2 protein-coding genes are annotated in these 2702 nt (G+C 36.0%); both read right to left on the reverse strand.

The features are described from left to right. On the reverse strand, positions 1-706 hold a 706-nt coding region (locus AC3DU7_RS26130), incomplete at its 3' end, for an SDR family oxidoreductase (protein WP_488042201.1). A gap of 531 nt (positions 707-1237) precedes the next feature. Then, positions 1238-2659, reverse strand: a complete 1422-nt coding sequence (locus tag AC3DU7_RS26135) for a PIN domain-containing protein (RefSeq protein WP_488042202.1) — start codon at positions 2657-2659, stop codon at positions 1238-1240. Positions 2660-2702: the final 43 nt, after the last annotated feature.

Consider the following 2702-nt stretch of genomic DNA (forward strand, 5'->3'; position numbering starts at 1 on the left):
AGAAAAATAAATGACTGTCTGGCTGAATATTAATTTCCATTGGTACAGCTTGGGGTTCTGAATTCAGAGCAAACATGATTGCATCAGCAGCAGTTTCTGAACTGAGCATTTTTGAACGATCAACCTTGAGACTAACATTATCCCAGAAAGGTGTATTCACTCCTCCGAAATAGAAAAGAGTCACTTTAATACCATAGCGTCGTAACTCATCCGCCATACATTTACTCAAACCCACCAAACCAAACTTAGAAGCACAATATACAGTCCCCATGGCCATTGAATGTTTGCCTAGAATACCAATAACATTGCAGATATGGCCTGATTTTTGTCCTTTCATTACATTGGCTGCAGCTTGAGAAGTATAAAAGCTACCTTTCAAATTTAGGTCAAGCATAATATCTAGGTCAGCAGGTTCAATTTTGTTCCATTGTTTGAGAATACCTGCTCCTGCTGCATTGATTAACACATCAATTTGGCCAAAATGACTGGTAGTTTTTTCCATCAGAGTTTCTACTTCCTCTGGGTTGGTAATATTTGTTGGCACAGTAATAGTCTCGGTAGTAGATAGTTGAGTGGCTAAACTATCCAATTTACTGCTATCTCTGGCAGCTAAGACTAAGCTAGCACCAGAATTTGCGAGTTTCTCTGCGACTACGGAACCTATACCACCAGTAGCGCCAACAATTACAACAACTTTGTCCTGCATTAACTTTATCTTTACATTTCTTTACATTTATTTTTATAATACAGCTATAGTCAGAAAGTTTCATCTATAACTTTTGACTTTCGACATTTATCAAATTGTTACCAGAAGACTCGCGTTTTCTTAGAAGGGAGCGTAGCAGTCAATTTCAGTTTGTGGAGCAGACCGTAACACCCGAAGAGAGTAAATCTCGAAAGGCGGGTGCATTGTTACCGAATAATTAATAATTAAATAATTCAGGTTTAAAGCCTCCCCTTTTAAGGGGAAAAAAGCGGTCGTTTGCGGAGCAGTCCGTTAGGATGGGATGGCGAAGTCTCCTCGCCATATCCATGAGACCAAGAGAACAAATAATATCTCCTGATATTCAATTCCGTAACGGTTTTAACCAGAGGTAATTATTCATTATCCATTATCCATTATCCATTATCCATTATCCATTAATGAAACAGCTCCTCACCTCAAGAGGCAGCAGAAAGCCCCTGTCAGTGATGATAGGGAATCTGCGCTGTCTGGTAGAATAGCGCCGGGAGGACGTTAATGTAAGCTCACAAACCAACGACCTTCTTCAGATTGATACAACTTCAGCGAACTACAAAGCTCCAAATATTTGGGAAACTTTTTACTTGGTTGAAACCGCTTAATAGTTTTGGTAATTGGCCTACCATATAGCCGATGAAATTCACTACCGAGATTAGAAATAGGAACATAATTATCTGGAGAGCCACCAGTTAATTGAGTCACAATATTTACTAATACTTGTTCCATAACTTCCTGAGAAGTAATCTCAGCAATATCCGTAATATTGGTAATATTGGCAGAGACTTCAATCTGATTATTTATGGGAGGATTTAAAATCTTTTTTTCCGGTTTAAATAAATTAAAAATGCTGACATAAGTTTGGGATTTTTCCGAAGGTTGATGTATTGCAAAATAAGCTGGATAATTGACAAATATTTTTCTGGACTGTTGGTCAGGAAAGTGATTCACAACTACATCTTTAAGATTCAGCTTATAAGTTTCTTTATATAAGGCAGAAATTCTCGAAAATTTAACCCATTGCAGTCCTATTTTTTCTGATTCAGACCGGATTAACTCCTGTAATTGAATAATAAATGTGTCAATAGTAGGTATGTCTGGAACAGAAAGAGCATATACTTGTGATTCCCCAGTTTGACTATTTAAGACAGTAATTTGGTTTTTATATTTCCGTACTTGATAAACAGTTAATCCATGAGATTGAAGAGTAGTACCCAAATGAGTTAATCCTCGATCTGAAGAGCAAACTAAAACCTCTTTCGCCGTAGGGTAATTGACAAAAATGGAAGCACCTACAGTTGCCATTTTCAGATCTGCACTATCTTTACCAGGAGGAACATGAATTAATTGATAACCACGTTGATGAAATTCTTCATCTTTTTTCCCCATACTGCGCCAATTAGCAAAAGCAACCTTAATTTGAATCGGATAATTACAGATATCTACAAGAATTTTTTCTGTTTCAATATCAAGGTGTAAATTTTCTACATCTAACAATAAAATTGCTATGCCAGACTCGACTAACTTAGTTCCATTTGTAGAGAAATCAGGAATCAGAGAATTAGTAATTTTGTCTGATGAAATGATATTTCTTTCTGGATAAATGAATTTATCTATCTGAGAAATTAAAGCGTTATATTGAACGGAATTAATAAACTCGGGAGTCAGAAGAATTTGAAGATAATTTATGACTTTAAGTTGTAATTCATCCTGACTAACAGCACAAGAAAGCCCTTTTGTCAACTTATTTGTCAAAGTAGATTGATACTTGGAATAATGCCAAGGAATACTCTTGTACTTTGTATTTATCCATTCTGGATGTTGTTGTTGAATAGAAACAATCGTTTGGTAAATATAATTACTGATGGCCTTAATAGCAGTAGTATTATTGGTCATCAGCAAACCAGAATTATCTGACATAGCCCATAAGCGATTAATGGTTACTCAATTTTAGATGATTCAC

It is taken from the genome of Okeania sp., from assembly GCF_983059655.1.